This window comes from Rathayibacter sp. CAU 1779, from assembly GCF_054551755.1.
In genome coordinates, this window is sequence record NZ_JBTOLK010000001.1 from 2,248,782 (window position 1) to 2,271,477 (window position 22,696).

Consider the following 22,696-nt stretch of genomic DNA (forward strand, 5'->3'; position numbering starts at 1 on the left):
GCGGCCACCTGACCGGGTCGGCGTCCGGCGTCGTCAGCTGCGTGGAAGCGTCAGCGTGAACGTCGTGCCGGCCGACGACGTGTCCGTCACCTCGACGCGTCCGTCATAGCGGTCGGCGATGTCGCGCACCAGCGCCAGCCCGATGCCGAAGCCGGTGCGCTCGCCGCCGGACGCCGCGTCGACGCCTCGCGCGAACCGCTCGAACAGGCGGCGGGTGTCGATCCCGACGATTCCCGATCCCTCGTCACGCACCGACACGACGAAGAAGGAGTGGTCCCTGGCCGGCGCGATCGTCACGCCCACCGTTCCGCCTGCCGGTGAGTGCCCGATCGCGTTGTCGACGAGGGCCACGATGCAGCGCCGCAGAGTGGTGGACGGAACCGGCGTGGCGATGCCGGGAGCGGCATCCAGATGCACGGCCACGTTCCGCTCCGTCGCGATCACCTGCAGATCGGCGATGGTGGATTCGGCGGTGGCGACCGCGTCCGTCGGCGTCCGCTGTTCGGCGTCCGCCGGGGGAGAGGCCGCGATCAGGAGATCCGTGATCACGTCGCTGAGGAGGCCGACATCCTGGCGCAGCTCGCTGAGGTTCTGCGTCGGATCCTCGCCGGCGTCGAGCTCCTGCCGCACCAGTTCGACGCGGGCGGCGACCACGGCGACGGGCGTGCGCAGCTCGTGGCTGGCGTCGGCGACGAAGGTCCGCTGCATCCGCAGCGCCTCGCCGAGGGGACGCACCGCGCGCCGTGCGATCACCCAGCTGAGCAGCCCGGCCAGCACGATGGCGATGATGCCGACGACGATGAGGGCGATGAGCATGTCATCCGCGTCGACGTAGATCTTCGTCTCGCCTGGGGCCGGCTTCTCCAGCAGCTCACTGGGCTGCGACTGGTCGATGATGAAGGCGACGGACAGCACGACGACCAGCACGACGATCGCGGCCGCCGCGATGGTGATCTGGGCGGTGACAGCACGGGATGCGCGGGCGATGGCCGCGGCATCCGCTCCGTGGTCGCGTGCTCGTCGTGCGCTCACAGCTGCCCCAGCCGGTAGCCCTTGCGCCGCACGGTGAGCACGACGTCCTTGTCGGTCTTGCGTCGCAGATAGTGCACGTACGTGTCGACGGTGCCCGGCTGGTCGTCCGCGCTGAAGACGGCGCGGAGGATCTGCTCACGCGTGAACGTGCGCTCCGGGCTCTCGGCGAACAGGCGCAGCAGCTCCGACTCGCGGGGTGTCAGCAGGATGCGACCGATGTGCGGAGAGTAGATGCACGCGTCGTCGGGGTAGAAGGTCCACTCGCCGACCGGCAGGCTCTCTCCCTGCGGATCGAAGCGCCTGGTGAGTGCCCTCAGCCGCGCGAGCAGCTCGTCGTACTCGAACGGCTTGACGAGGTAGTCGTTCGCGCCGGCGTCGAGACCGTCGACCTTGTCCGCCGTCGTCCCGAGCGCCGTCAGCATGAGGATCGGCGTCACCACGCGCGCCTGCCGCAGTTTGCGCACGATGCTGAGCCCGTCGAGCGTCGGGAGCCGACGGTCGACGATGAGCACGTCGTGGTCGCCGCTGAGTGCGCGCTCGTACGCCTTGCCGCCGTCGGCGATCAGCTCGACGTCGAACGAGGCCCCCAGCACCTTCGCCATGAGCGGACCGAGCTTGAGGTCGTCCTCGACGAGGAGCAGAAAGAGGCGGGGTTCCGTGTTGTCGTCAGTCGCCGCCGTCATCTGTCGCACCTTCTGCCTCAGGTCGTCTCGCGCTGCGCAGCTGCGGTAGCGCGACGTTCACGATCAGAGGTATCACGATGCCGGCCATGGAGCATGTCAGAAGCACGGATGCCACGACATCCGTCGGGAAATGCACGCCCAGATACATGCGCGACCACGCCACCAGCGCAACGAGGGCTGCTCCGGCGAGCGTGACGGGCATCCGGCGCCGGATGTCGCGCATGGTGAACAAGAGCGCGATGACGATGGCGCACGCGAAGGCCGTGTGCCCGCTCGGATAGCTGTAACTCGTCGGCACCGCGACCGCCACCGCATCGAAGGACGGCCGCGGGCGCTGCACCACGAGCTTCATCGTCTCCGACGCGCCCCAGCACATCGCGACGATCACGGTGAAGACGACGGCTCGTGTCAGGTATCGCGTGGCCAGCCCGATGACGACGGCGAGCAGCAGCGTGATCGCGACGGCGACAGTGGGGGAGAACAGCCAGGCGATGAACTCCGCGACGGCCAGCCCCACCGGTCCTCTGTCAGCGGCGATCGCGGACAACGCGCTCGTCTCGAGTTCGGTCCATGCTGCAGCGTGCGTCACGATCGCGCCGATCACGGCGGTCAGAGCGACACCGCACGCACCCAGCACGATCGGAGTCGTCGGGTGCGGCAACGGCCTGAGGGGATCGGCCCCAGGACGGCTCATCGGGGGCCCGGTGCGACATCCGCCGCAGCATCGGCCACGGCAGCGAACTCCGTGGACACCTCGACCCGGTAAGCGTCGGCGTCCAGGGCGCTGGGCGGCACGGAGCCGTCCAGGTAAGCGCGCAGGCCATCGGCGAGTGCGGCGTCGCTCTGCCCGACGACATGGATGGATCCCGACGGCAGGGCGTCGTACACGGACGAGAAAGCCGTCGACACGATGGGAAGCCGGCAGACCGCCGCCTCGAGCAGCACCATGGGCTGGCCTTCGTACAGGCTGGACAGCACGAAGCAGTCGGCGGCGGCCATGATCGCGAACGGGTTCTGATAGGCGCCGGTGAGGGTGACGGCATCCTGGAGACCGAGCGCGTCGATCTGATCCTGCAGCGCACTGCGGAGAGGACCGGTGCCGACGATCAACAGGTTGGTGTCAGGCCGCTCGGCGTGCACCAGGGCGAACGCGTCGACGAGTCGCGCGTGATTCTTCTCCGGCGACAGCCGGCCGACGGTGACGAACCAGCTGCCGCGGTGACGGCCGAGCCGGTCCACCCACTCAGGCATCAGCACTTCTCCGGTCTCCGGGTCGAGCGGATGCCCGTCCAACTCGGTCAGAGGCTGACGCATCCCCTCCAGCACGCGGTCCACGTTGGGAAGGTTCCGCACGGTCACGAAGCGCTCGGCGGGCGCGAACTCAGCGAGTTCCCGGCTGTTCAGCTCCGTGAGCCGAGGGGATACCGAGACCAGCTCGTCGTACGACCCGTACAGGGCGAACACACGGCCGAGGCTGCGCTGCATGCGCCGTTTGCCGTTCACCTCCCGATTGCGGTCGGCGGCCATCTCGTTGTGCAGCCACATCGCCCGCGGAGCCTGAGGCGAGTGCAGCAGCAGGGTTGCCCAGAACGGGCTGTATCCGCTGAAGTCCGCGACCCAGTCGAAGCGCGCGCCGCCGAAGACGCGCGCCCACTCGTCGTCCCACAGCCACTTGTAGCCCTGCGGGGCGTTGTGCAGGCTGACGTCTCCGCGCCGCTCCTCCCACTTGCGGCGCACGTGCACGAGCTTGCTGCCGTTCATGCCGCCGATGCGGAAGATCTGGCGCACCTCGGGCGGGATGAGCGCCTGGTTTGCGCGGTGCCATGAGCGTCGGGAGTACGGGATCAACGCGGTCACGTCGTAGCGATCGTGATCGATTCCGGCCAAGAGGTTCATTGCGGCCGTTGTGATGCCGTTCGAGCGCATGCCGCCGATGAACAAGAGGAGGCGCCTGCGCCCGTCGTTGCGTGCGGTGCGCACGTTGCGCCCCTCCGTCAGGCCCTTGAAGACGACGTCGATCACGCGACTGGTGGCCGTGCCGTCGTCGTACGGAGTGAACCGTTCCTGCCACTCCGAATAGCGTTCCGCCCGCCCCCCGCCGGCCAGGAGGTCCGCCATGCTGCGCCCCGCCACGGCGGGGTCGTCGGCCACCGGGCCGGGCAGCTCCTCCGCCGGGAAGTACGTGCCCCTGGTCTCCGTGTAATCGCCGGCATCCGGCGTGTAGAAGACGATCGGTCGTCCGGTGGCGAGGTAGTCGAAGAAGATCGACGAGTAATCGGTGATCAGACCGTCCGAGACGCCGAGGACCACGTTCGCGGGCAGGGAGTTCGGAACGAGGATGCGTCGCAGCTCCGGCCGCGACGCCGCGAATCCGTGCACCACCTGGTGCGTCTTCAGCAGCACGACGTATCCGGATCCGATCGCCGCCTGCAGTCTGCGCACATCCTCGATGAGTTGATCGACGTCGTCCTCCGGATCGCTGAACGCGTCGCCGTGCCAGGTCGGCGCGTACAGCACGATTCCCCGGTCCTCCAGGTCCAGGCCTGCCGTTCGGAGCGCTGCGCGTGCCTGGTCGACGGCCGCGGCGTCCAGGCGCTGTCGGTCGATCCTGGGGTACCCCTCTGCGATGATCCGGCCGGAGTAGACGTTGGTCAGCCGGTAGGCGTTCTCGTACATCACCTCGGCCATGAAGTCGTTGGCGGCGAGCAGGTAATCCGCCGCGAGGAAGTTGCGCAGCGTGTTCGCCGAGTCGAGCGCGCCGTCCGGCATGTCGAAGCCCATGTGCTTGAGCGGTGTTCCGTGCCACGTGTTGAGGTACACCTGTCCGCTTCGCTTGCTGAACTCGGACGGGAACGTCGCGTTGTTGACCAGGTACTGACTGGTCGCCAGGGCGCGGTAATAGGCACGGCTCCGGTACCGCAGGAAGCGCACACGCGGATCCCCGGCGAACTCACGCTGCAGCTCGGGGGCGGAGTCGGCATCCGCGATCACCCAGAGGTGCTCGAACTCTGCGAACTCCGGATTGGCCACCAGCCCGCGGAAGATCGCCTCCGGATTGCACAACGCCCCGTTGCCCGCGAACGACTCGTACACGACGGTGCCGAGGCGGATGGGCTGCTTGCGCCAGAACGCGTGCCAGTCGTACTGCGCGGCACGACGGACCTTTCTGGCCTGTCGGCGGATGCGGGCGATGGGTGACTTCACGGCGGCGACTCCTGGGCGGTGCTCGTCGTCGCGCCCGGTGGCTGCGAGAACTCGCCGGACACGACCTAGGCCGGAGAGTCTGTGCGCCGTGGGCCAAGAATCCGCTAAGGATCAGACGTTCCCGCGGCGACGCCGCCCGTGGCTTCGACGATGTGCCGTGGAGAAGTCGCGACTTCCCCACGGCACATCGGCCGTGCCCCGCCCGGGACTACGCGTGTCCGCGTCCCTCATTCACCTGCAGCCGGATGGTGTCGTACATCACGCCGCCGATGGGCGCCATCCAGTTGTCGGAGGTCGGGGCCTGCGGAGCGTGCGCCGTCGTCAGCGTGAGCACGTTCTGGCCGGACCGGATGAGAGTGGCCGGGAAGGTGATGGTCGGCACCCGGCGGTACATCGCCCTGACCGTCAGGCGGTACGACGAGTTGTCGCCGGGCGCCCCGGGCGCGGGATCGATCGTCCCGATGGGCGTGCCGTTCAGAGCAAGGTTCAGCCCGCCGAACACGTCCCCGGAGAGGGCGATGTCGAGGTAGGCCGTTCCCTTCTGGTAGCGGTGCGCCTTGAAGCGGATCTTCCACTCCGTGAGCTCCGTCGACGCCGTCGTCCCACGCCACGCCAGCTGGGCTGGGGTTCCCGGCGTCTTCAGCATCGGGTGGAAGTAATTCCACTTCGTCGCCGGATCGTCGACGCCCACCGTGAAGTCGACGTCGTTCGGGAACTCGTACGGATACTCGAGCCACGTCAGCGTGCGACGGAATCCGTCCTTGCCGCCGTGCACGTAGAACTCCTCGGCCGAGCGGTCGGCTGTGCCGATCTGCCACAGCGTCGGACCGAAGCTGTCCGGATGCCACACGTTGTTCCCGATGTCGACGTGCCTCGATGCCGGGATCCTGATGTTCGACCTCCGGTACTCGCCGATCGCCCCCTTGGTGAACGCGGCGAGAGTGTACGTCCCTGGGCGCACGGCAGGGATCTCGAACCGCCCGCCTGCGCCGATCTTGGCCGAGTAGATGTAGTCCTTCGCGAGGTACTGCCAGTCGGATCCGTCGAGCGTGATGCCCTGGTAGGCGCGGTCCGGCTCCGCCTTGTAGAGCACGGCCCATCCGTTGTCGACGGCACCGAGGCCGGCGACGGTGAACTTTCCGCTCACCGTGGAGCGCTGATGAGCGGCGTACGCCGGGTCCTCGATCCATGCGTACGGCCACTGGGCTTGCTGATGGGCAGCTGCAGCCTTGGCGTCCTGCCACAGTGCCGCGACGGTCGACTCCTCATCGGCAGCGGATGCCTCGCCAACGTGCAGGAAGAACGGCCCGTAGACCTTCTCCCATCCGCGGTCGGGTGCGAGGTCCGCCTCGCCGTAGTGCGAGGTGAACGGATGCCAGAGCAGGATCATCCCGTCGTAGTAGTCGTGGCAGGTGAGCTCCTGGCGCGTCGGCCCGCCGAAGTACTCCTTGCTCGCCTGGATCAGCGACAGCCCGACCTTGCCGTTCGAGATCATGAAGACGTGGTTGTCGCCTTCCTGGTTCGACACGTTCTGGTACTTCGACCAGATGGATCCGTCCGGCAGGGCGTAGGTCGTGTCCTGCAGGGTGACCGCTGCCGCCATGTCGGCGATCGACGGACGCTGCTGAACGCCGCGCTCGTCGTCAACGACGAACCAGTGGAAGTCCGGGGTGTCGGCCGAGAATGCGTAGCGCAGCTGGCCGAAGTCGAGCCCGTCCGGCATGTCGTCGGTGTACTTGACGATCCAGTACGAATGAAGGCCGGAGGCCCCGCGCTCCAGTGCGATGCGGATGTCCAGGTAGAACCGCAGCACTGCCGGGTTGTCGATGAGCAGTGAGATCTCGGTCCGGTCGGCGGTCTGCGAGATCACGCTGTAGACGGCGTTCTTCGCGGATCCGGCAGCTGACACGTTGTTGTAGTTGAACGTCGTGTACCCGTGCCCGGCGGATCCGCCCAGAAGGTTGACGTCCTCGTTGCCGAGGGTGCTGCCCACCAGTCGGAGGTTCTTGATCTCCGCGGTGGACTTGACGACGTCGAACTGCACGATGCCGTTGCCGAGGGTCACTGTGGTGCCGTTGTCGGCAAGCGTGACGTCCGGTCCTGTGCCGTGCGGGGCACCCGCGTGAGCAGCATCCGCTCTGGCGGGGATAGTGGGCAGCAGCGCCGCGCCCGCTGCTCCGCCGATGAGCCCGAGTGCAGTGCGACGCGTGATGGGAAATGCCATGAGTGTCTCCTCCTTGTGGCTTCATTGCCTGCGCAGCCCGTTGTCGGCGTGTCTCGGAAAGCGCTTGCTCGCACACTATGGCCACCCCAGCATGGGGGTCAATGGTCCAACCCGAATCGGCGGTGGCACCCACCCAGATCGCGCACACCCCTGCTCCCGAGGGTGCGTGTTCCTCCTCTCGAGGGTGCGTGTTCCGCCTCGAGGGTGCGTGTTTCTCTCCTCGAGGGTGCGTGTTTCTCTCCTCGAGGGTGCGTGTTTCTCCCCTCGGGGGTGCGCGCTTCTCCCCTCGGGGGTGCGCGCTTTTATCGACGAGAGCCCAGGTCCGCGGTTGCGGCGGAGCGCGGCACCGTTCGACCTTGGGCTCCTGCTTGCGCGCACGCGCCGCATGCGCCAACCGGACACCGACTGCCTGCCTGCCCGCGCCCATGAGGAAGTCATCGATCGGTGAGCGAACCGATCGTCTCGACGTGCACTCCGCCCGACACCGGCCCTACCACAGAAAAAGGTCTCTAGGCCCGCACAGGATGGGCAGGACGACCATGACACGCCCGAACCCATCCACACGTTCTGTCGATAAGCCGCCGATAAGCCTCGAGCCAGCACGGAGAGCACAAAGCAAACGGCCCCTGATCCAGGAAATCCCAGATCAGGGGCCGTTCGTTTGTTGCGGGGACAGGATTTGAACCTGCGACCTCTGGGTTATGAGCCCAGCGAGCTACCGAACTGCTCCACCCCGCGGCACGTTTAGTGAGCCTAGCATGGCGCGCGGAGTGAGGTGAAATCGGGGTGACGTCGGTGCGCGTCCGGGCGTGTCCGCGCACATCGGACGCTCCGCCTGCGTCGCTCGGCCCTCGTTGTCCGTGGCGCTCGCCATAGGCTGAGCGACATGACGTGCATCGACGAGGCCGCAGCGTCCCCCACGGTCGCGGTCGCTGTCGCGGTCGCACAGTTCGCTCCGGGCTCCGACACCCAGGAGAACCTGGAGCGGATGGCCGAGCTCGCCTCAGCATCCGTTGCACGCGGCGCCCGCCTGGTCGTGTTCCCGGAGTATTCGTCGTACTTCGTCGATCCGGTCGATGCGCGTTTCGTCCATCATGCCGAACCCCTCGACGGTCCGTTCACGCAGGCCGTCGGTGAACTGGCCGACGCACTCGACGTGACGATCGTGGCCGGATTCGCCGAGCGCAGCGACGTCCCCGATCACTTCTCCAACACGCTGGCGGCGATCGCGCCCCGCGCCGGCATCCGCGCCGTCTACCGCAAGCAGCATCTCTACGATGCGTTCGGCGCTCGCGAGTCGGATGTCGTCGTCCCCGGCCCGCTGGATCCGCCTCAGCTCTTCACGGTCGACGGCTTCGCCGTGGGCCTGCAGACGTGTTACGACCTCCGTTTCCCTGAGGTGACCCGGACCATCGTCGACGCGGGCGCCGAGCTCGTGGTGGTCCCCAGCGAATGGGTACGCGGTCCGCTCAAGGAGCAGCATTGGCGCACTCTCATCACGGCCAGGGCCATCGAGAACACGGTGTTCGTCGCGGCGGCCGACCACGTCGGCCCGATCGGCGTCGGCTCGAGCATCGTGGTCGATCCGATGGGCGTCGTCGTGGCGGATGCCGGTGAGCGGCCCGGAATCGCGCTGGCGTGGCTGGACCGTGAGCGTCTCGCCGCTGTACGTGCGCAGAATCCGGCCCTCGCGCTGCGCAGGTATGTCGTGGTGCCGAAGGCTTGAGCCGTTCACCAGAGCCGGCGGAGGCGACGCGGACGATCTCGAAGAGGTCTCGCGCATCCGGCCGAGCCGGCGGAGTTGAGGCGGACGATCTCGAAGAGGTCCCCTGTGCGCGCGACACGCATGCGCCGGCGACGGCTCGAGCCGAAGGCTCAACCGAGTCGTGCCAGCTGAGCCGCCGCGCGCTCGAGCACGTCGACCCGTTTGCAGAACGCGAAGCGCACGAGAGACGCTGATTGGTCCCGCAGCAGCGGTCCGCAGAACGCCGTGATCGGAACGGCGACCACGCCGGCGAGTGAGGGGAGCTCGCGACAGAAGGCCATGGCATCCGTGTAGCCGAGGGGTGCGGCATCCGCTACGACGAAGTAGGAGCCGTGCGAGGCGAAGACATCGAACCCGGCACGCTCGAGGCCTGACGAGAGCAGGTCCCGCTTCGCCTGCAGAGTGGCGGCCGCATCGAGGAAGAAGGAGTCCGGCATCCGCAGTCCGGCCGCGATGGCCGGCTGGAAAGGCGCGCCGTTCACATACGTGAGGAATTGCTTCACGGCCGTGATCGCCGTGATGAGCTGCGGGGGAGCGATGGCCCAGCCGATCTTCCAGCCCGTGGTGCTGAACGTCTTGCCGCCGGATGAAATCGTCACGGTGCGGTCCCGACCACCCGGCAGCGTGGCGATCGGGATGTGCTGTCGTTCGAACGTGAGGTGCTCGTATACCTCGTCGGTCACGATGATCGCGTCGTGCTCGTGCGCCAGCTCGACGATCGCCTGCAGCACGTCCCGATCGAAGACCGCCCCCGTCGGATTGTGCGGGTCGTTCACGAGGATCACCCTGGTGCGGTCGCTCACCGCGGTCCGCAGTTCGTCGAGATCCGGATGGAAGTCCGGCGCGCGCAGCGCAACCGTGCGATGGATTCCGCCCGCCAACGCGATCGTCGCACCGTACGCGTCGTAGAACGGCTCGAAGGTCACGACCTCGTCGCCCTCGCTGACCAGAGCGAGAAGCGTTGCCGCGAGCGCCTCGGTGGCACCTGCCGTGACGAGGACCTCGCGGTCGGGATCGACGGTCAGCCCGTAGAAGCGCTGCTGGTGCTCGGCGATGGCCTCGCGCAGCACGGGCATGCCGATGCCGGGCGGATACTGATTCACCCCGTCCCGGATGCTCCTCACCGCCGCATCGAGAACCTCCGCCGGGCCGTCTTCGTCCGGGAAGCCCTGCCCGAGGTTGATCGCTCCCGTGCGGGCGGCGAGCGCGCTCATCTCGGCGAAGATGGTCGCCCGAACGACGCCGTCCTCGCTCAGAAGTCCTGCGCCGTGTGCCGCGCGCTGCCAGGGACCGGGGACCAACACCGTCATCTCGCCTCCATCGTGCTCCGATGGCTTCACGCTAATGCCGCGTTCTGACGACGGGTGCGCATCGAGGCGATCTGCGGGGTACTCGAGCCTGTGGACAACTCCGACGTGCTCAGCCGTCGTGCCCTACCGTTGACGCATGCTCGTGCGCCGACGGATGCTCGCCACGGCCTCCGCCGTGCTCCTCGCCTTCGCCCTCGCCTCCTGCACCCCTGGCCAGCCGACCCCGACGAAGTCGGCGTCCGCCGCAGCCACACCGCTGTTCTCGTCGGACGAGGAGGCACTGAAGGCCGCGACGGACGCTTACGCCGCGTACCTGAAGATGTCCGACACGATCTCGCACGACGGCGGCGCGAACCCCGAGCGCATCGCCCCGTACGCAACGGCTAATGCGGCCAAACTAAGCGCAAAGAGTGCGGCGCAGTTCCGAGATGCTGGTGCTCATTCGGTTGGGGCCACGGCGTTCCAGAACGTCACGCTGCAGCGACAAAGCGACTCGAGCGTAATTATTTATGCGTGTGAGGACGTCTCGGGAGTTGACATTATTGACTCGCATGGGACATCGATAGTGGCGGCCGACAGACAAAGTCGCATTCCCGTTGCTATAACCACCACGTCTACAGGGTCACGCGACCTCGTTGTGAGTGACGAGCACACGCTCCAAATCGCTGGTATTTGCGCGTGAAAACCCGTCTGGCGCTGGTGTGCGCTGCGCTCATGTTTGCGGCATTAGTTCCGGCGCCCCAAAGTGCAGATGAATGCACCATGTTCGACAAGGCGGCCGGCCTCTGCACCACCGGCACCATCGCCGGCGATCACGTCGACGTGGGCGCCACGACCGGCGGCAGCGGCCACGGCGCCTCAGACGCCTCAGGCACGAACGAGGACTCCGGCGGCGCCGATGAGGATCCGCGCATCGAGCCGAGCCCGCTCGTGTGCGACAGGCCCGATCTGTGTCCGCTGGGCCACTCCGCTCCTGCCGGTCCCGAGCCGGCACCACCGGGCGCCGGTGTCTCCATGTCCGATCTCGCCTCGTTCTATCCGCAGGCGCCGACGGTGCTCGGCGAGCCCAACGGGTGGGCGATCGTCGGGCTCGACGCCAACTTCGTGTCACAGGCTCCCGAGCACGTGGCATCAGGAGTCCTTCTCGGACAGCCGGCGAGCGTGCGTTTCACACCCGTACGTTTCGCGTGGGACTACGGTGACGGGACCGGTGCGGCAGGTGCGAACGGCGGAGCGACCTGGAAAGACCTGGGTCTTCCCGAGTTCTCGCCGACGGCGACGAGTCACGTCTACGAGGCCCCCGGCAGCTATCCGGTGCGGCTCACCGTTTCGTACACGGCGACGTATCGCATCGGCGACGGCCCATGGAGCGGTGTGCCCGGTAGCCTGAACCTGTCAGCGCCGACGTTCACCGTCGTCGCCGGCGATGCGAAGACCGTCTTGGTGCAGCGCACGTGCCAGGCCGACCCGACGGGTCCGGGCTGCTAGGCGCCTTTGCGATCGCTCCGGTGACGGATGCGACGCCCAGCCGGAACCTCGGCGAGAGCGCCGATCCGCACAGGCATCCGCTACTCATGGAATTGTTCTAGACCGTTCACAGACTGCGCATAAACGACGCCCAGCATGACAGCGGATGCTTGAGGTGCTTGGAAGGAGCACGACACATGACCGACACACCGAAGGACCCCGCGGAGACGCCGGAGCCCACCCCGCAGGAGCAGGGGTCGCAGGACTCGGTTGCCGACACGCCTCGGACCGACGAGCACGACGCCACACTTCCGCGAGCCGAATTCGACGCGATCCGTCGGGATCGCGACTCCCAGACTTCCGCCGACGCCCAGCCGGCCGACAACCAGCCGGCGGACGTGCAGTCCGCAGCGGCGGGCGGCGCGGCATCCGCTCCGGCACAGAACCAGACGAGCGAGCAGCCGGCAGCCGAACAGCCCACCGCAGAGACTCCGACAGTCGAGCGCTCTGTCTCCGACGTTGCGGCGAATCAGACGCAGCCGACGGAACCGTTGCCGCCGCAGGTTGCCGGTGCAGCCGTGCCGTCGCAGGGCGTTCCGTCGCAGCCCGATTCTCAGAACCACGGAGCTCAGAACCACGGAGCTCAGAACCAGGGCGCCCAGAACCCGTACGCCGCTCAGCAGGCCGGTTATCACTACGGCCAGCAGTACGCGCAGCAGGGCAACTACCAGTACGGCACACAGCCGGGTGCTTTCGGCCAGCCGACGTACGCGGGCCAGCCGCCGTATGCGCAGGGCCAGCCCGGCCAGCCGGGTCAGCCCCAGAAGCCTGCGAAGCAGAAGGACGGCAAGGGCAACCGCGCAGGCCTCCTGATCACCGGATTCGTGCTCGCCGGCCTCCTCGGCGGTGGTGTGGGAGCCGGTGTCGTCGGCATCTACGCCGCGAACTCCGGCAACTCGAAGGCCGTGACGTCCACGGGCGCCACGAGCGTGACCGTCAACGATCCGCAGACCGCCACAGATGTGACGGCCGTCGCGTCCAAGGTCAGTCCGAGCGTGGTCACGATCAACGTGACCGGCTCGCAGGAGGCGGGCACCGGATCCGGTGTCATCCTCAGCTCCGACGGATACGTCCTCACCAACACGCACGTGGTCACCCTCGACGGGGAGACTGGCAGCGCCAGCATCACCGTGACCACCAACGACGGCAAGATCTACAAGGCCAAGGTCGTCGGTACCGATCCGGTGCTCGACCTCGCGGTGATCCAGCTGCAGAACGCGAGCGGCCTCACCCCGGCCAGCTTCGCCGATTCGGACAAGGTCAACGTCGGCGACCAGACGATCGCGATCGGCGCTCCGCTCGGCCTCTCCGGCACCGTCACCAACGGCATCGTGAGCGCGCTGAACCGCAGCATCCAGATCGCCTCCTCCGCCGCGCCCGACCAGGACCAGCAGGACAACGGCGACAACGGAGACAACAGTCCGTTCAACTTCTGGAACTTCGACCAGAACGGCGGCAGCAGCGGTCAGTCCTCCGCGCAGAGCACCATCTCCCTCCCTGTGATCCAGACGGATGCGGCCATCAACCCCGGAAACTCGGGCGGTCCGCTGCTCAACGGCAAGGGGCAGGTCATGGGCATCAACGTCGCGATCGCGAGCGCGGGCTCGTCGGACTCCTCAAGCGACCAGTCGGGAAGCATCGGGGTCGGCTTCGCCATCCCGTCGAACGTTGCGCAGCGCGTCGCTGACGAGATCATCAAGAACGGCAAGGCGACGAGCGGTCTGCTCGGAGCGACCGTGGCCGATTCGACGAGCGACAGCAGCGCGACCACGGTCGGTGCTCTGGTCAAGTCCGTGACGTCGGGCGGTGCAGCCGCAGGCGCCGGACTGCAGGCCGGCGACATCGTGACCAACTTCAACGGCAAGCCGATCACGAACGCCACCGACCTCACCGCTCAGGTGCGGGCGCTGGCCGGCGGCAGCAAGGCCACGATCGAGTACCAGCGCAACGGCCAGAGCAAGCAGAGCGACGTCACGCTGGGCACGCTCTCCAGCTGATCGAACCTCCTTCACGGCAACACACTCGACGGCCCGGAGCACACGCTTCCGGGCCGTCGAGTGTGTTCTGCACGTGCAGCCCGGTGAGCGGATGACGCACCGGCCGTGCCGATCACACCGGACGGTACCGAAAGCAGCGTTGACCGCGCTCTCGCCTCGGCAACGGCAGGATTCCCGCTGTCACCGACGACAACTGCTGTTTTCAGCGCGGGCGTGCCCCGGGTCGAGCCACCGCCCTTCGTGGCGCGGGCCGTGCCGCGAGTCAGGCCGGCCGCGCTTCGTGCCCCGGCTCGGTGCGCTGATAGGCTTGGTCTCCGGTTCGACGAGCGGATGTGATGGGCGAATCCAGCAGTACAGGCGCCACGGGTGCGCTCCCCGGCGTGTCCTACGTGATGCCGGTCCTCAACGAGGCACCGTACGTGCGAGCAGCCGTCGAGCGTCTTCTCGCGCAGGACTACACGGGTCCGTTCGACATCACCCTGGCCGTCGGTCCCAGCAACGACGGAACCGAAGGGGTGCTCGCCGAGCTGGCCCGTGAGCATCCGAACGTGCGCGTTGTGCCTAACCCCGCCGCGTCGACGTCGGCCGGTCTGAACCAGGCGATCCGGGCATCCGCGTATCCCGTGGTGATCCGCGTCGACGCCCACTCCCTGCTTCCCTCCGACTACACGCGCATCGCCGTGGAGACGCTGCAGCGCACCGGCGCCGACAACGTCGGCGGACTGATGGATGCGCGCGGCACGACCCCGTTCGAGAAGGCCGTCGCCCGCGCCTACAAGTCCCGCATCGGCCTGGGCGGAACGCAGCACCACGTCGGCGGCAAGGAGGGTCCGGCGCAGACCGCGTACCTCGGATCCTTCCGTCGCGATCGCCTCGAGGCCGTCGGACTCTTCGATGAGGGCGTCCGCCGCGGCCAGGACTGGGAGCTCAACCGCCGCCTGCGCGCCGCGGGTGGGACGGTCTGGTTCACTCCGCGACTGGTGGTGACGTATCAGCCGCGGTCGAGCATCCGCTCGCTCGTGCATCAGTTCTTCGCCACCGGGATGTGGCGCGGCGAGCTCGTGCGCCGGTTCCCGTCGGCGAACTCCGCTAGGTACTTCGCACCACCGGTGCTGGTGGTGCTGCTCGCGGCTTCCATCATCGTCGGACTGCTCGGGCTCGCCGGCCTGATCGTCGGCGCACCACTGGGCTGGCTGACACTGGCCTTCGCGGTGCCGATCCTCTACGTGCTGTTCGTCGTGGTCGCCGCGGCCGGGATCGCGAGCAGAGACGGGTTCGCCGCTATGCTGCGGTTCATCGTCGTGGTGCCGACCATCCACGTGAGCTGGGGAGTCGGATTCATCGGCGGATTCTTCGAGCTGTCGCACGATCTGCACAGTCGTTCAGGGAGGTAGCGTGTCGGCTCCGGATTCGTATCGCCGGCCAGAGTCGATCGCTCAGCTGCGCGAGGTGACCCAGCCGCCCGAGGTGCGTCAGCGCCGCAACGCGGAGCACTGGACGGCGCATCTCTACCTGCGCGACATCTCGCCGTACCTGACGTGGACGCTGCTCAAGACCCGCATCAGCGCCAACGGCGTGACCGCGTTCATGATCCTGTCCGGATGGCTCGCGGCGGCCTCCTTGCTCATCCCCGGCATCGGTGGCGCCGCGCTCGCCGTGGTCTTCGGCCAGATCCAGATGCTGTTCGACTGTTGCGACGGGGAGGTCGCCAGATGGCGACACAGCTCATCGCCGGCCGGCCACTTCCTCGACGCCGTCGGGCACTACTCGACCGAGACGTTCATCGCCGTCGTGCTGGGGCTGCGCGCCGCGTCCTGGCCGTTCGATGCCCCCTCGGACTACCTGTGGACGACGCTCGGCTTCGCGCTCGCGCTCGTGCTGGTGCTGAACAAGGCACTCAACGACCTCACGCGCGTGGCCCGCGCGTACGCCGGGCTTCCTCGGCTCGGCAATGAAGAAGCGGATGCCGCACCCCAGCACCGCCTCATCGCGCTCGCCCGTCGCGCCGTCAAGTTCTTCCCGTTCCACCGGATGTTCCACTCGGTCGAACTCACACTCGTCACCTTCGTCGTCGCCGTGATCGCCCTGTTCACCGGAACGCCGGCCACCGAACGCGTGTACCTCGTGGTTCTCCTGGCATTCGCGATCCTGGCGCTGATCGGGCATTTCGTTGCCATCATCAGCTCGAGGCGACTGCGGTCGTGAGCGGCGATGCCGGCGGCGGAGCGGACGGATCCGGACGCGGATCCCGATCCGTCGGATCCGAGCCTGCCGGATCCGGAGCGGCCGCATCCACGGCGCCGACGGTCGGCGTCGTGGTCCTGACGCAGGGGACGCGACCGGCGGAGCTCGCGCGGGCACTGGCATCCGTCATCGCACAGCGCGGCGTCGCGGTCGACATCGTGTGCGTCGGCAACGGATGGGATCCGACCGGGCTGCCAGGAGGGGTGCGGGGCCTTGGTCTCCCTGAGAACATCGGCATCCCGGCGGGAAGGAACGCCGGTGTCCCCGAGGTGTCCGGGGAGTTCCTGTTCTTCCTCGACGACGACGAGTACCTCGAGTCCGACACCTTTCTCGCGGATGCCATCGCCCGCTTCCGCGCGGATCCGTCGCTGGGCGTGCTGCAGCCCCGAGTACGCACGATCGATGACTCGCCGGCGCCGCGGCGCTGGGTTCCGCGGTTGCGCAAGGGGGATCCGGCGCGCTCCAGCGCGGTCTTCTCGCTACTCGAGGGGGCCATCGTCATGCCCCGCTCCGTTCTCGACGCGGCCGGCGGCTGGGCGGGTCCCTTCTTCTACGCGCACGAGGGCATCGAGCTTGCGTGGCGGGTGTGGGATCAGGGGAAACGCGCCTGGTACGCGGGCGATCTGGAGGCGCGGCATCCGAATGTCCCGACCACGAGGCATGCGGACTTCTATTGGCGCAACGCGAGGAACCGGGTGTGGGTCGCCAGGCGCAATCTCCCGGGCATCCTGGTCCCGGTGTACGTGGCGACCTGGACCGGCGTTCAGCTGCTGCGCGGAGCGCGCACTCCGCGCACCCTGCGCCCATGGTTCGCGGGCTGGGCGGCCGGCTGGCGGGAGGATCCGGGCGAGCGTCGTCCGATGAGCTGGCGCACGGTGTGGCGGATGACGCTCGCCGGTCGCCCCCCGGTCGTCTGATCAGGCCCGCACGACAGCGACGGTCGAAACCCTCGGCCTCGTCGCGACGCCGCAGTAGTCCCGGGTGAACCCTGCACGTCACCTGTGCGGAGCCGATGCTAAGAATCCTCCAATATTCTGGGCGGATGGGATTAGCGCATGATGCCCGCGCGGGCGTTCGGTTGATCAGGAACGCCTTCGTGCAGCGCCGCGCTCGTGCGGAGCTCGCCGAGCGTCTCGATCGCAGTGTGCGCCTGGAGCCTGACACGTACAAGATCGCTGTCTATTTCGCGGACAGCAGGGTCAACCTGTACCAGATCCGTCAGTGGTACAAGCCCCTGGTCGAGCTGAGCAAGACGTGGCCCGTCGTCATCCTGTCCCGGTCGCCTGTCGGCGCTGCAGCCCTCCTCGACGAGTCGCCACTGCCGGTCGCCTACGTGCGCACCGTTGTCGACCTGGAGGAGACGATCGCGGATCAGGACATCCGTGTCGTCTTCTACGTCAATCAGAACACCCGCAATTTCCAGATGATGCGGTACGGCCGCCGCTGGCACGTGTTCATCAACCACGGCGAGTCCGACAAGATGTACATGACCACCAACCAGTTCAAGGCGTACGACTACGCGTTGGTGGCGGGGGATGCCGCCATCTCGCGCCTGCGCAAGGTGCTGTGGGACTACGACTTCGACAAGCGCGCCATCAAGATCGGACGTCCGCAGGCCGATCATTACTCGGGCGAGCTTCCCTATACGCCTGATGAGCGCACGGTCGTGCTGTACGCGCCGACGTGGGAGGGCGACCGCGCAGCGGCCGCGTACGGATCCGTTGCATCCCACGGTGTTGCCCTCGTAGAGCGGCTCCTCGCGACGGGGCGGCACCGGGTCGTCTATCGTCCTCATCCGCGTTCCGGCGTAGTGGACGAGGACTACCGCGCAGCCAATGAGCGGATCATCGCGATGTTGAACGCCGCGAACGCCGCGGATCCGTCCGCCCACCACGTCTACGACTCCGGACCCGAGCTGGGCTGGCAGCTCTCAACGGCCGACCTCGCGATCGTCGACATCTCGGCGATGGTCTACGACCGCCTCGCGGCCGGCAAACCGCTGCTCATCACTCGTCCGGTGAGCGAGGAAGCGGAGATCGATCGCGGAGGCTACCTGTCCGCGTGCGAGTGGCTGTCTGCCGAGGACGCGTCCGACATCGTCTCGATCATCGACGACCTGCAGCACGACGATGCAGCTGCTGAGCGTCTGAAATACTGGGTCGAGCGCTACTTCGGCGACACCACTCCCGGGGCGACCACTCAGCGTTTCCACGACGCCGTCCAGCATCTGATGGATGAGTGGGGTCGCTTCGCGGTCCTGCATTCCGGTGACGGCGTCGAGCTCGAACATGGCGACGCCACCGAGGTCGACGACCCCGACGCGGTGCTGTCCGAGTAGGACTCGGCGATCCGGTTCAGATCGCGGGCGACTCGCCGGAGACGGACGGCGCACCGGTGTCGACGCGTGCACCGGTGTCGACAGGTGCACCGAGCAGGGCGTCGGGGAAGACATCCGGAAGTGCGCCGAAAGCGATGTTGGCTGTGTGCACGACACGGGACCCCGTGATGCGGTTGCCTGCACCGCCGACGACAGCACCGACACCGAAAGGCAGCGCCTTCGCCAGGATGCTGCTGGAGCCCTTCGTCGCGACCCGGCGGGCGAGCGCGGTCTGCAGTCGCTGCACGAGGGGTGCAACGACGACGCGCGGGATGCTCGAGGAGACCACCTGGCGCCAGTACAGCTCCCGCGTCACCTCGGACTCCGTCAGCTCCAGGCCCCACTGGCGCACGAGGGTGGACCCCTCTTTGCCCAGCATGAGAGCGAGCACGAGGGCGCGGGCACGCTCCGGATCCGTCACGGGAAGCCCGTGCAGCTCGGCGATCGACTGGGCGAAGAGCGCAGTGGCCTCCAAGAAGGCGGCCGTTTCCACTGCCGAGAGGGCAAGCGTGGCGATCGTGCCGACGGACGGAACGACAGCGGTGACCCCGACTGCCGCTCCGCTCGCGGTGACCACCATGAGGTATCGACGCCCGACCAGGTAGGCGACCTCCTCGGGCGTGGCATCCGGATGACGCGTCTTGATGCTCCGCAGGTGCGCGAGCACCGCCGGGCGCTGCACAGCCAGAAAGCGGTCGACACCGCGGTTGACGCGGCTCGGGATGGCCACGCCGTGCGACGTGCTGGTGCCTGTGACGCCGACGAACGGCTTGACCTTGCTGGAGCGCGCCATGCCGACGAGTCTACGGATGGCGCCCATTCCCGCGTCTGCATGCGCACGGGTTGCACGACGATGAGGCCCGTGCAAGCCCGAGCCTTCAGCGTCTCGTAGGCTTGCCGGGTGCCACGCCTCATCACCCGAGCCGATTTCGACGACGTCCGCGAGCGCGCCCGTGGCGGCGACAACCTCTCCGTCGCCGAGACGCTGCGCTCATGGGCCACCGATCCGACCCGTTACACGCTCGCCGAAGACCTCTCACGTGCGACGGTCCTGCTGGAAGCGGGGGAGAACTTCGGCTACGCGATCGATCACGCCGAGGCGTTGCGCATGTACGAGGCCGCGCGTGAAGACGGCGGTCCCACGTACGTCGATCCTCGCGCGCTCATGGTGCAGGCCCTCTATCAAGGGGGACAGACGGATGCTGCCCTCGAGCTCGCGACATCCCTCCGCAAGGATGCACCCACGCACGTCAACACGTACCTCGTGCTCGCAGGCTTCCTGGAGCTCGTCGACGAGCTGCAGGCGGCTCAGCGCTGGTATTCGATGGGGATCCGCGCCATGGACAGCGGCAACGTCGCGGGATCCGAGTCGCAGTACGAATCGATGCTGATCGGTCGTGCTCGGGTGCGCAGCGAGCTCGGGCTGGCGAAGGACACGCTGGACGACGCGGCGGTCATCATCATCGAGCGGTACGCGGCGGCGAGGGACAGCGGTACGGAGTAGAGATCCCACGCGGATGACGGCCTGGAGTCGCCGACGCGGCCGCCTGTGATCATCCAGGAGACACGTGGGTTCTACCGGCCGAATGGACACCGATAGGATCGGCGCTGTGACGACGCCGAACACGTTCCCGCCTGCCGCCGATGTCCCCTCCACAACGCTCCAGCAGCTGCAACAGACGCTTGCGCTGTCGCTCGCGGACACTCCATACGAGGTGGGCCTCGATCCGCAACACCCGGACAGGATCACCGTCGCCTGGAAGGTCACGGACCAGAAGTGGACGACGCTGTTCCGAACCCAATCACTCTCCGTCGATCAGGGTTTGAACATCCTCGTCGACCAGGCGAACCGCACCTATCGTCTCGACGACATCCTGGTCGATCGTGCGTTCTACGGGGGCGCCAACCTGTCCGGATTGCACCTCAGCGGCGTGAAGTCCGTGCAGCGCGGACGCATGGTGCGCTACGAGGCGCACAAGAACCTGCAGTGGGGCGTGGTCAAGGACCCGGAGGGTGGTCTCACGGTGGAGTCATCCGACTTCGGAACGTACACGTTCTCGACAGAGACGATGCGCAAGGCCGTGATCGCCGCGCTGACCGCTGCCGGCTGGACGAAACGCGGACTCAGCACGGCCACGAAGCTCGGCATCGTCGGAGTGTGCATCGGCGGAGTGGCCGTGCTCGGCGGGATCGCGGCGGCGATTGTCGCGGTGGTGGTGGCTTCGGGCAGCTGAGGCTGTCTGCGGCGAAGACATCGGGCGCGCGGCTCACGGATCCCACGCGTTGTCGTGTTCCGTGGCTGCAGCGTGCTGACGATGTGCGTCGAACCTGGCCGGGCCTACACAGGCATGTGCAGGTATGTGCATGTCTGCCCATGCTGCGTGCATGGCGACTTAGGAGAAGCGCGTCCAAGTGCTGGTCGACCCCGAGCTGTACGCGCGAGTGGAGGCTGAGGCCTCCGCGCAGCACACGAGCGTCGGGGCGTTCATCCGCGATGCCGTCTCCGAGCGACTCGAGCATCGACGTGACGATGCGCGAGCCTCGTTGCGACGACTCTGGGCTCTGGCCGACGCGCATCCGAGCGGGCCGATCGACCTCGAGGCGGAAAAGGATGCCATGGCGCGCGATTTCCTCACAGGTCTCGAATGACGCAGGAGAACGCGGTTCTCGTCGACTCCACGGTGGTCATCTACGCGCGCGGCGAACCTGGGACGACCCGGGACCGATGCCGCGCCTATCTTGAGCACGTGTGGGAGGGTCGCGGCCGTGCGTATGCCAGCGTTGAGATGGTTCAGGAGGTCGTGTTCCACGGGCGACGCCGGCTGGGTGGCGACGGCAGAGCCGCTGTCGCCGAGGTGCGTGAGCTGATCCCTGCGTTCATCCTCCTCGACTTCGATCGCGAGATTCTCGATCTCGCCCTCGATCTCATGGAGCACACCGCCGTGCGGGGGCGGGATGCGGTGCACTCCGCCACCGCATTGACCTACGGCATTCCGGCCATCGCCTCGCCCGACCCGGTGTTCGACACTGTGCCAGGGCTGCGGAGGGTGGATCCGACGACCAGCGGTGGGGACGAGCGCGCCTTGGACGAACCTCCGGGTCGCTCCTGAAGGCTGCTTGTACCGGGTCGAGATCCGCAGTGGCGGCAGTGCGGGCCGGATCGTGATGTCGTCGTGCGCAATACCGTCTTGTCGTGCTCGCACGCCCTGCCGCCGTTCCACATCTTGGTCAGGCGCACGTCGGGCTTGTCGCCGGTTGATCCTGTCGAAACCAGCAACCGCAGCCAAGCGTGCGTCAGCGCCGAGACAGTCGCGAAACGCTGACATCCCTGAGCCCTGTCGACCAGCCGAACAAGCCGACAGGGCACGAACACTCTGGATACGAACGCTGCCTCGACCATAGACAGGAAGGCATGGTCGAGCCGTTCTCTCGCGCCGCTGGCGTGATCGGGGAGCGGTTGCGTGACATCCGTCTGGCGCTCGATCTGAGTCAGGAGCAGGTCGCGCATCTGGCGGACCTTCACCCGACGAACTACGGCAAGATCGAGCGCGGACGGGCCAACCCCAGCCTGACGACGATCATCAGGATCGCCACGGCACTGGACACGGATGCCGGCCAGCTGATCACCGGTCTGACGATCGCCGACTTGCCGGGTCGGCATCGTCAGTACACCGCGAAGGACTTCATTCTCGAGCGCGAGCGGATGCGCTGAACAGCTCGGTCTGGTGGCTGACCGTCACAACTCGGTCAGTTGCTGATTCTCCAAGAAAGGCTCGTGTCCCACTCAGAAGCTCGCCCGCCACAGGTATTCGTCGCCGTTCGCGCGGTGCCAGCGCACGACGAGCACTGTCGAGCGGGCGAGATCGTGGCCGTGGATGCGGATCTCGGCGGTTTCGCCCGGCCCGAGCGTGATCGGCGCCTGCACGGGCATGCTGCCCGCTCCGAGGAGCGAGAACCGAACGCCTGTGAGCGTTTCGAGGCTGGCGTTCCGCAGTCGGTAGCGCGGGGGAGTGCTGCGGTCGAACGCGAACGGCACCGGGTAGGCGATGGGTTGGCTGGAAGTGGAAACGTCGGGTCGAGTCGTGGTCATGCAGGGAACGGTAGGCGGAGCATCCGACGCGCTCGGCTGAATGGTGGACAGCACGGTTCTGCCGGAGCCTGGGGACGGACAGACGAGCGTGCGCCCCGGCGGCAATCGGCCGCCGGTCGCGGCGTGTCGCACCTGAAACGCCGCGGCTGGATCCGGATCGCCGCGTGAAGGTACGAGTATGCACGTGGGCGCATCGGCTCAGACGGAGGGACGGGTCCGCCTCGTGTCTGTCGATCGCCGATC

Annotated in this window: 21 protein-coding genes and 1 tRNA gene; 13 read left to right on the forward strand and 9 right to left on the reverse strand. The window is 67.5% G+C overall.

Going from position 1 to position 22,696, the window contains the following annotated elements; genetic code table 11:
* Positions 1 to 33: 33 nt before the first annotated feature.
* The 6 genes from ACX9R5_RS10265 to ACX9R5_RS10290 form a co-directional block, all read right to left on the reverse strand.
* Positions 34 to 1,032, reverse strand: a complete 999-nt coding sequence (locus tag ACX9R5_RS10265) for a sensor histidine kinase (protein WP_459408876.1) — start codon at positions 1,030 to 1,032, stop codon at positions 34 to 36.
* Positions 1,029 to 1,715, reverse strand: coding sequence for a response regulator transcription factor (locus tag ACX9R5_RS10270; protein WP_459408877.1), 687 nt, complete (start codon positions 1,713 to 1,715; stop codon positions 1,029 to 1,031). Before ACX9R5_RS10270 ends, ACX9R5_RS10265 begins: the two co-directional genes overlap by 4 nt.
* The gene (locus ACX9R5_RS10275; RefSeq protein ID WP_459408878.1) at positions 1,699 to 2,376 is read right to left on the reverse strand and encodes a phosphatase PAP2 family protein; all 678 of its coding nucleotides are present in this window, start codon (positions 2,374 to 2,376) and stop codon (positions 1,699 to 1,701) included. Before ACX9R5_RS10275 ends, ACX9R5_RS10270 begins: the two co-directional genes overlap by 17 nt.
* 29 nt (positions 2,377 to 2,405) lie before the next feature.
* The gene (locus ACX9R5_RS10280) at positions 2,406 to 4,919 is read right to left on the reverse strand and encodes a CDP-glycerol glycerophosphotransferase family protein (RefSeq protein ID WP_459408879.1); all 2,514 of its coding nucleotides are present in this window, start codon (positions 4,917 to 4,919) and stop codon (positions 2,406 to 2,408) included.
* 208 nt (positions 4,920 to 5,127) lie between these two features.
* A complete protein-coding gene (locus ACX9R5_RS10285; protein ID WP_459408880.1) occupies positions 5,128 to 7,143 on the reverse strand; it encodes a polysaccharide lyase family protein in 2,016 nt (671 codons plus the stop codon).
* A 664-nt stretch (positions 7,144 to 7,807) separates the two neighbouring features.
* Positions 7,808 to 7,881: transfer RNA gene (locus ACX9R5_RS10290), tRNA-Met, on the reverse strand.
* A gap of 148 nt (positions 7,882 to 8,029) precedes the next feature.
* On the opposite strand from ACX9R5_RS10290, the gene ACX9R5_RS10295 reads away from it, so the two are divergent.
* The gene (locus ACX9R5_RS10295; RefSeq protein ID WP_459408881.1) at positions 8,030 to 8,869 is read left to right on the forward strand and encodes a carbon-nitrogen hydrolase family protein; all 840 of its coding nucleotides are present in this window, start codon (positions 8,030 to 8,032) and stop codon (positions 8,867 to 8,869) included.
* A gap of 149 nt (positions 8,870 to 9,018) precedes the next feature.
* Here the strand turns inward: ACX9R5_RS10295 and ACX9R5_RS10300 are convergent, their stop codons facing one another.
* Positions 9,019 to 10,218 carry a pyridoxal phosphate-dependent aminotransferase gene (locus tag ACX9R5_RS10300; protein ID WP_459408882.1) on the reverse strand — a complete coding sequence of 400 codons (1,200 nt, stop codon included), beginning with the start codon at positions 10,216 to 10,218 and terminating at the stop codon, positions 9,019 to 9,021.
* 136 nt (positions 10,219 to 10,354) lie between these two features.
* Between ACX9R5_RS10300 and ACX9R5_RS10305 the strand changes: the two genes are divergently transcribed.
* The 7 genes from ACX9R5_RS10305 to ACX9R5_RS10335 all read left to right on the forward strand — a co-directional run bounded on the left by ACX9R5_RS10305 (position 10,355) and on the right by ACX9R5_RS10335 (position 18,324).
* Entirely contained in the window at positions 10,355 to 10,900 is a 546-nt protein-coding gene (locus ACX9R5_RS10305; protein ID WP_459408883.1) for a hypothetical protein, read from the forward strand.
* 80 nt (positions 10,901 to 10,980) lie between these two features.
* Positions 10,981 to 11,706 carry a PKD domain-containing protein gene (locus ACX9R5_RS10310; RefSeq protein ID WP_459408884.1) on the forward strand — a complete coding sequence of 242 codons (726 nt, stop codon included), beginning with the start codon at positions 10,981 to 10,983 and terminating at the stop codon, positions 11,704 to 11,706.
* Between the two features lie 176 nt (positions 11,707 to 11,882).
* Complete coding sequence (locus tag ACX9R5_RS10315; protein WP_459408885.1) at positions 11,883 to 13,742, forward strand: S1C family serine protease; 1,860 nt, start codon at positions 11,883 to 11,885, stop codon at positions 13,740 to 13,742.
* Positions 13,743 to 14,077: 335 nt separating this feature from the next.
* Positions 14,078 to 15,136 carry a glycosyltransferase family 2 protein gene (locus ACX9R5_RS10320; protein ID WP_459408886.1) on the forward strand — a complete coding sequence of 353 codons (1,059 nt, stop codon included), beginning with the start codon at positions 14,078 to 14,080 and terminating at the stop codon, positions 15,134 to 15,136.
* 1 nt (position 15,137) lies between these two features.
* Complete coding sequence (locus ACX9R5_RS10325) at positions 15,138 to 15,947, forward strand: CDP-alcohol phosphatidyltransferase family protein (RefSeq protein WP_459408887.1); 810 nt, start codon at positions 15,138 to 15,140, stop codon at positions 15,945 to 15,947.
* 110 nt (positions 15,948 to 16,057) lie between these two features.
* On the forward strand, positions 16,058 to 16,903 hold the full coding sequence (locus tag ACX9R5_RS10330) for a glycosyltransferase family 2 protein (protein WP_459409071.1): 846 nt from the start codon (positions 16,058 to 16,060) through the stop codon (positions 16,901 to 16,903).
* Between the two features lie 125 nt (positions 16,904 to 17,028).
* Entirely contained in the window at positions 17,029 to 18,324 is a 1,296-nt protein-coding gene (locus ACX9R5_RS10335; RefSeq protein WP_459408888.1) for a CDP-glycerol glycerophosphotransferase family protein, read from the forward strand.
* 16 nt (positions 18,325 to 18,340) lie between these two features.
* On the opposite strand, the gene ACX9R5_RS10340 is transcribed toward ACX9R5_RS10335, so the two are convergent.
* On the reverse strand, positions 18,341 to 19,156 hold the full coding sequence (locus tag ACX9R5_RS10340) for a hypothetical protein (RefSeq protein WP_459408889.1): 816 nt from the start codon (positions 19,154 to 19,156) through the stop codon (positions 18,341 to 18,343).
* A 108-nt stretch (positions 19,157 to 19,264) separates the two neighbouring features.
* Here ACX9R5_RS10340 and ACX9R5_RS10345 point away from each other — a divergent pair, with 108 nt between their 5' ends.
* From ACX9R5_RS10345 to ACX9R5_RS10365, 5 genes are all read left to right on the forward strand, one after another.
* Positions 19,265 to 19,867: a tetratricopeptide repeat protein gene (locus ACX9R5_RS10345; RefSeq protein ID WP_459408890.1), complete on the forward strand. Its 603-nt coding sequence runs from the start codon at positions 19,265 to 19,267 to the stop codon at positions 19,865 to 19,867.
* A gap of 106 nt (positions 19,868 to 19,973) precedes the next feature.
* Positions 19,974 to 20,597, forward strand: a complete 624-nt coding sequence (locus ACX9R5_RS10350; protein WP_459408891.1) for a hypothetical protein — start codon at positions 19,974 to 19,976, stop codon at positions 20,595 to 20,597.
* A 178-nt stretch (positions 20,598 to 20,775) separates the two neighbouring features.
* Complete coding sequence (locus ACX9R5_RS10355; protein ID WP_459408892.1) at positions 20,776 to 21,012, forward strand: ribbon-helix-helix protein, CopG family; 237 nt, start codon at positions 20,776 to 20,778, stop codon at positions 21,010 to 21,012.
* Entirely contained in the window at positions 21,009 to 21,473 is a 465-nt protein-coding gene (locus ACX9R5_RS10360) for a type II toxin-antitoxin system VapC family toxin (RefSeq protein WP_459408893.1), read from the forward strand. The genes ACX9R5_RS10355 and ACX9R5_RS10360 overlap by 4 nt, the downstream gene beginning before the upstream one ends.
* A 302-nt stretch (positions 21,474 to 21,775) precedes the next feature.
* Positions 21,776 to 22,075, forward strand: coding sequence for a helix-turn-helix domain-containing protein (locus tag ACX9R5_RS10365; protein WP_459408894.1), 300 nt, complete (start codon positions 21,776 to 21,778; stop codon positions 22,073 to 22,075).
* A 72-nt stretch (positions 22,076 to 22,147) separates the two neighbouring features.
* On the opposite strand, the gene ACX9R5_RS10370 is transcribed toward ACX9R5_RS10365, so the two are convergent.
* Complete coding sequence (locus tag ACX9R5_RS10370; RefSeq protein WP_459408895.1) at positions 22,148 to 22,453, reverse strand: hypothetical protein; 306 nt, start codon at positions 22,451 to 22,453, stop codon at positions 22,148 to 22,150.
* Positions 22,454 to 22,696: the final 243 nt, after the last annotated feature.

What these genes read in the sequence shown, in the direction of transcription:
- ACX9R5_RS10270 (WP_459408877.1), bottom strand. Translation starts at nt 1,715, where the DNA reads ATGACGGCGGCGACTGACGACAACACGGAACCCCGCCTCTTTCTGCTC.
- ACX9R5_RS10285 (WP_459408880.1), bottom strand. Translation starts at nt 7,143, where the DNA reads ATGGCATTTCCCATCACGCGTCGCACTGCACTCGGGCTCATCGGCGGA.
- ACX9R5_RS10295 (WP_459408881.1), top strand. Translation starts at nt 8,030, where the DNA reads ATGACGTGCATCGACGAGGCCGCAGCGTCCCCCACGGTCGCGGTCGCT.
- ACX9R5_RS10300 (WP_459408882.1), bottom strand. Translation starts at nt 10,218, where the DNA reads ATGACGGTGTTGGTCCCCGGTCCCTGGCAGCGCGCGGCACACGGCGCA.
- ACX9R5_RS10305 (WP_459408883.1), top strand. Translation starts at nt 10,355, where the DNA reads ATGCTCGTGCGCCGACGGATGCTCGCCACGGCCTCCGCCGTGCTCCTC.
- ACX9R5_RS10310 (WP_459408884.1), top strand. Translation starts at nt 10,981, where the DNA reads ATGTTCGACAAGGCGGCCGGCCTCTGCACCACCGGCACCATCGCCGGC.
- ACX9R5_RS10315 (WP_459408885.1), top strand. Translation starts at nt 11,883, where the DNA reads ATGACCGACACACCGAAGGACCCCGCGGAGACGCCGGAGCCCACCCCG.
- ACX9R5_RS10320 (WP_459408886.1), top strand. Translation starts at nt 14,078, where the DNA reads ATGGGCGAATCCAGCAGTACAGGCGCCACGGGTGCGCTCCCCGGCGTG.
- ACX9R5_RS10335 (WP_459408888.1), top strand. Translation starts at nt 17,029, where the DNA reads ATGGGATTAGCGCATGATGCCCGCGCGGGCGTTCGGTTGATCAGGAAC.
- ACX9R5_RS10340 (WP_459408889.1), bottom strand. Translation starts at nt 19,156, where the DNA reads ATGGCGCGCTCCAGCAAGGTCAAGCCGTTCGTCGGCGTCACAGGCACC.
- ACX9R5_RS10360 (WP_459408893.1), top strand. Translation starts at nt 21,009, where the DNA reads ATGACGCAGGAGAACGCGGTTCTCGTCGACTCCACGGTGGTCATCTAC.
- ACX9R5_RS10365 (WP_459408894.1), top strand. Translation starts at nt 21,776, where the DNA reads ATGGTCGAGCCGTTCTCTCGCGCCGCTGGCGTGATCGGGGAGCGGTTG.
- ACX9R5_RS10370 (WP_459408895.1), bottom strand. Translation starts at nt 22,453, where the DNA reads ATGACCACGACTCGACCCGACGTTTCCACTTCCAGCCAACCCATCGCC.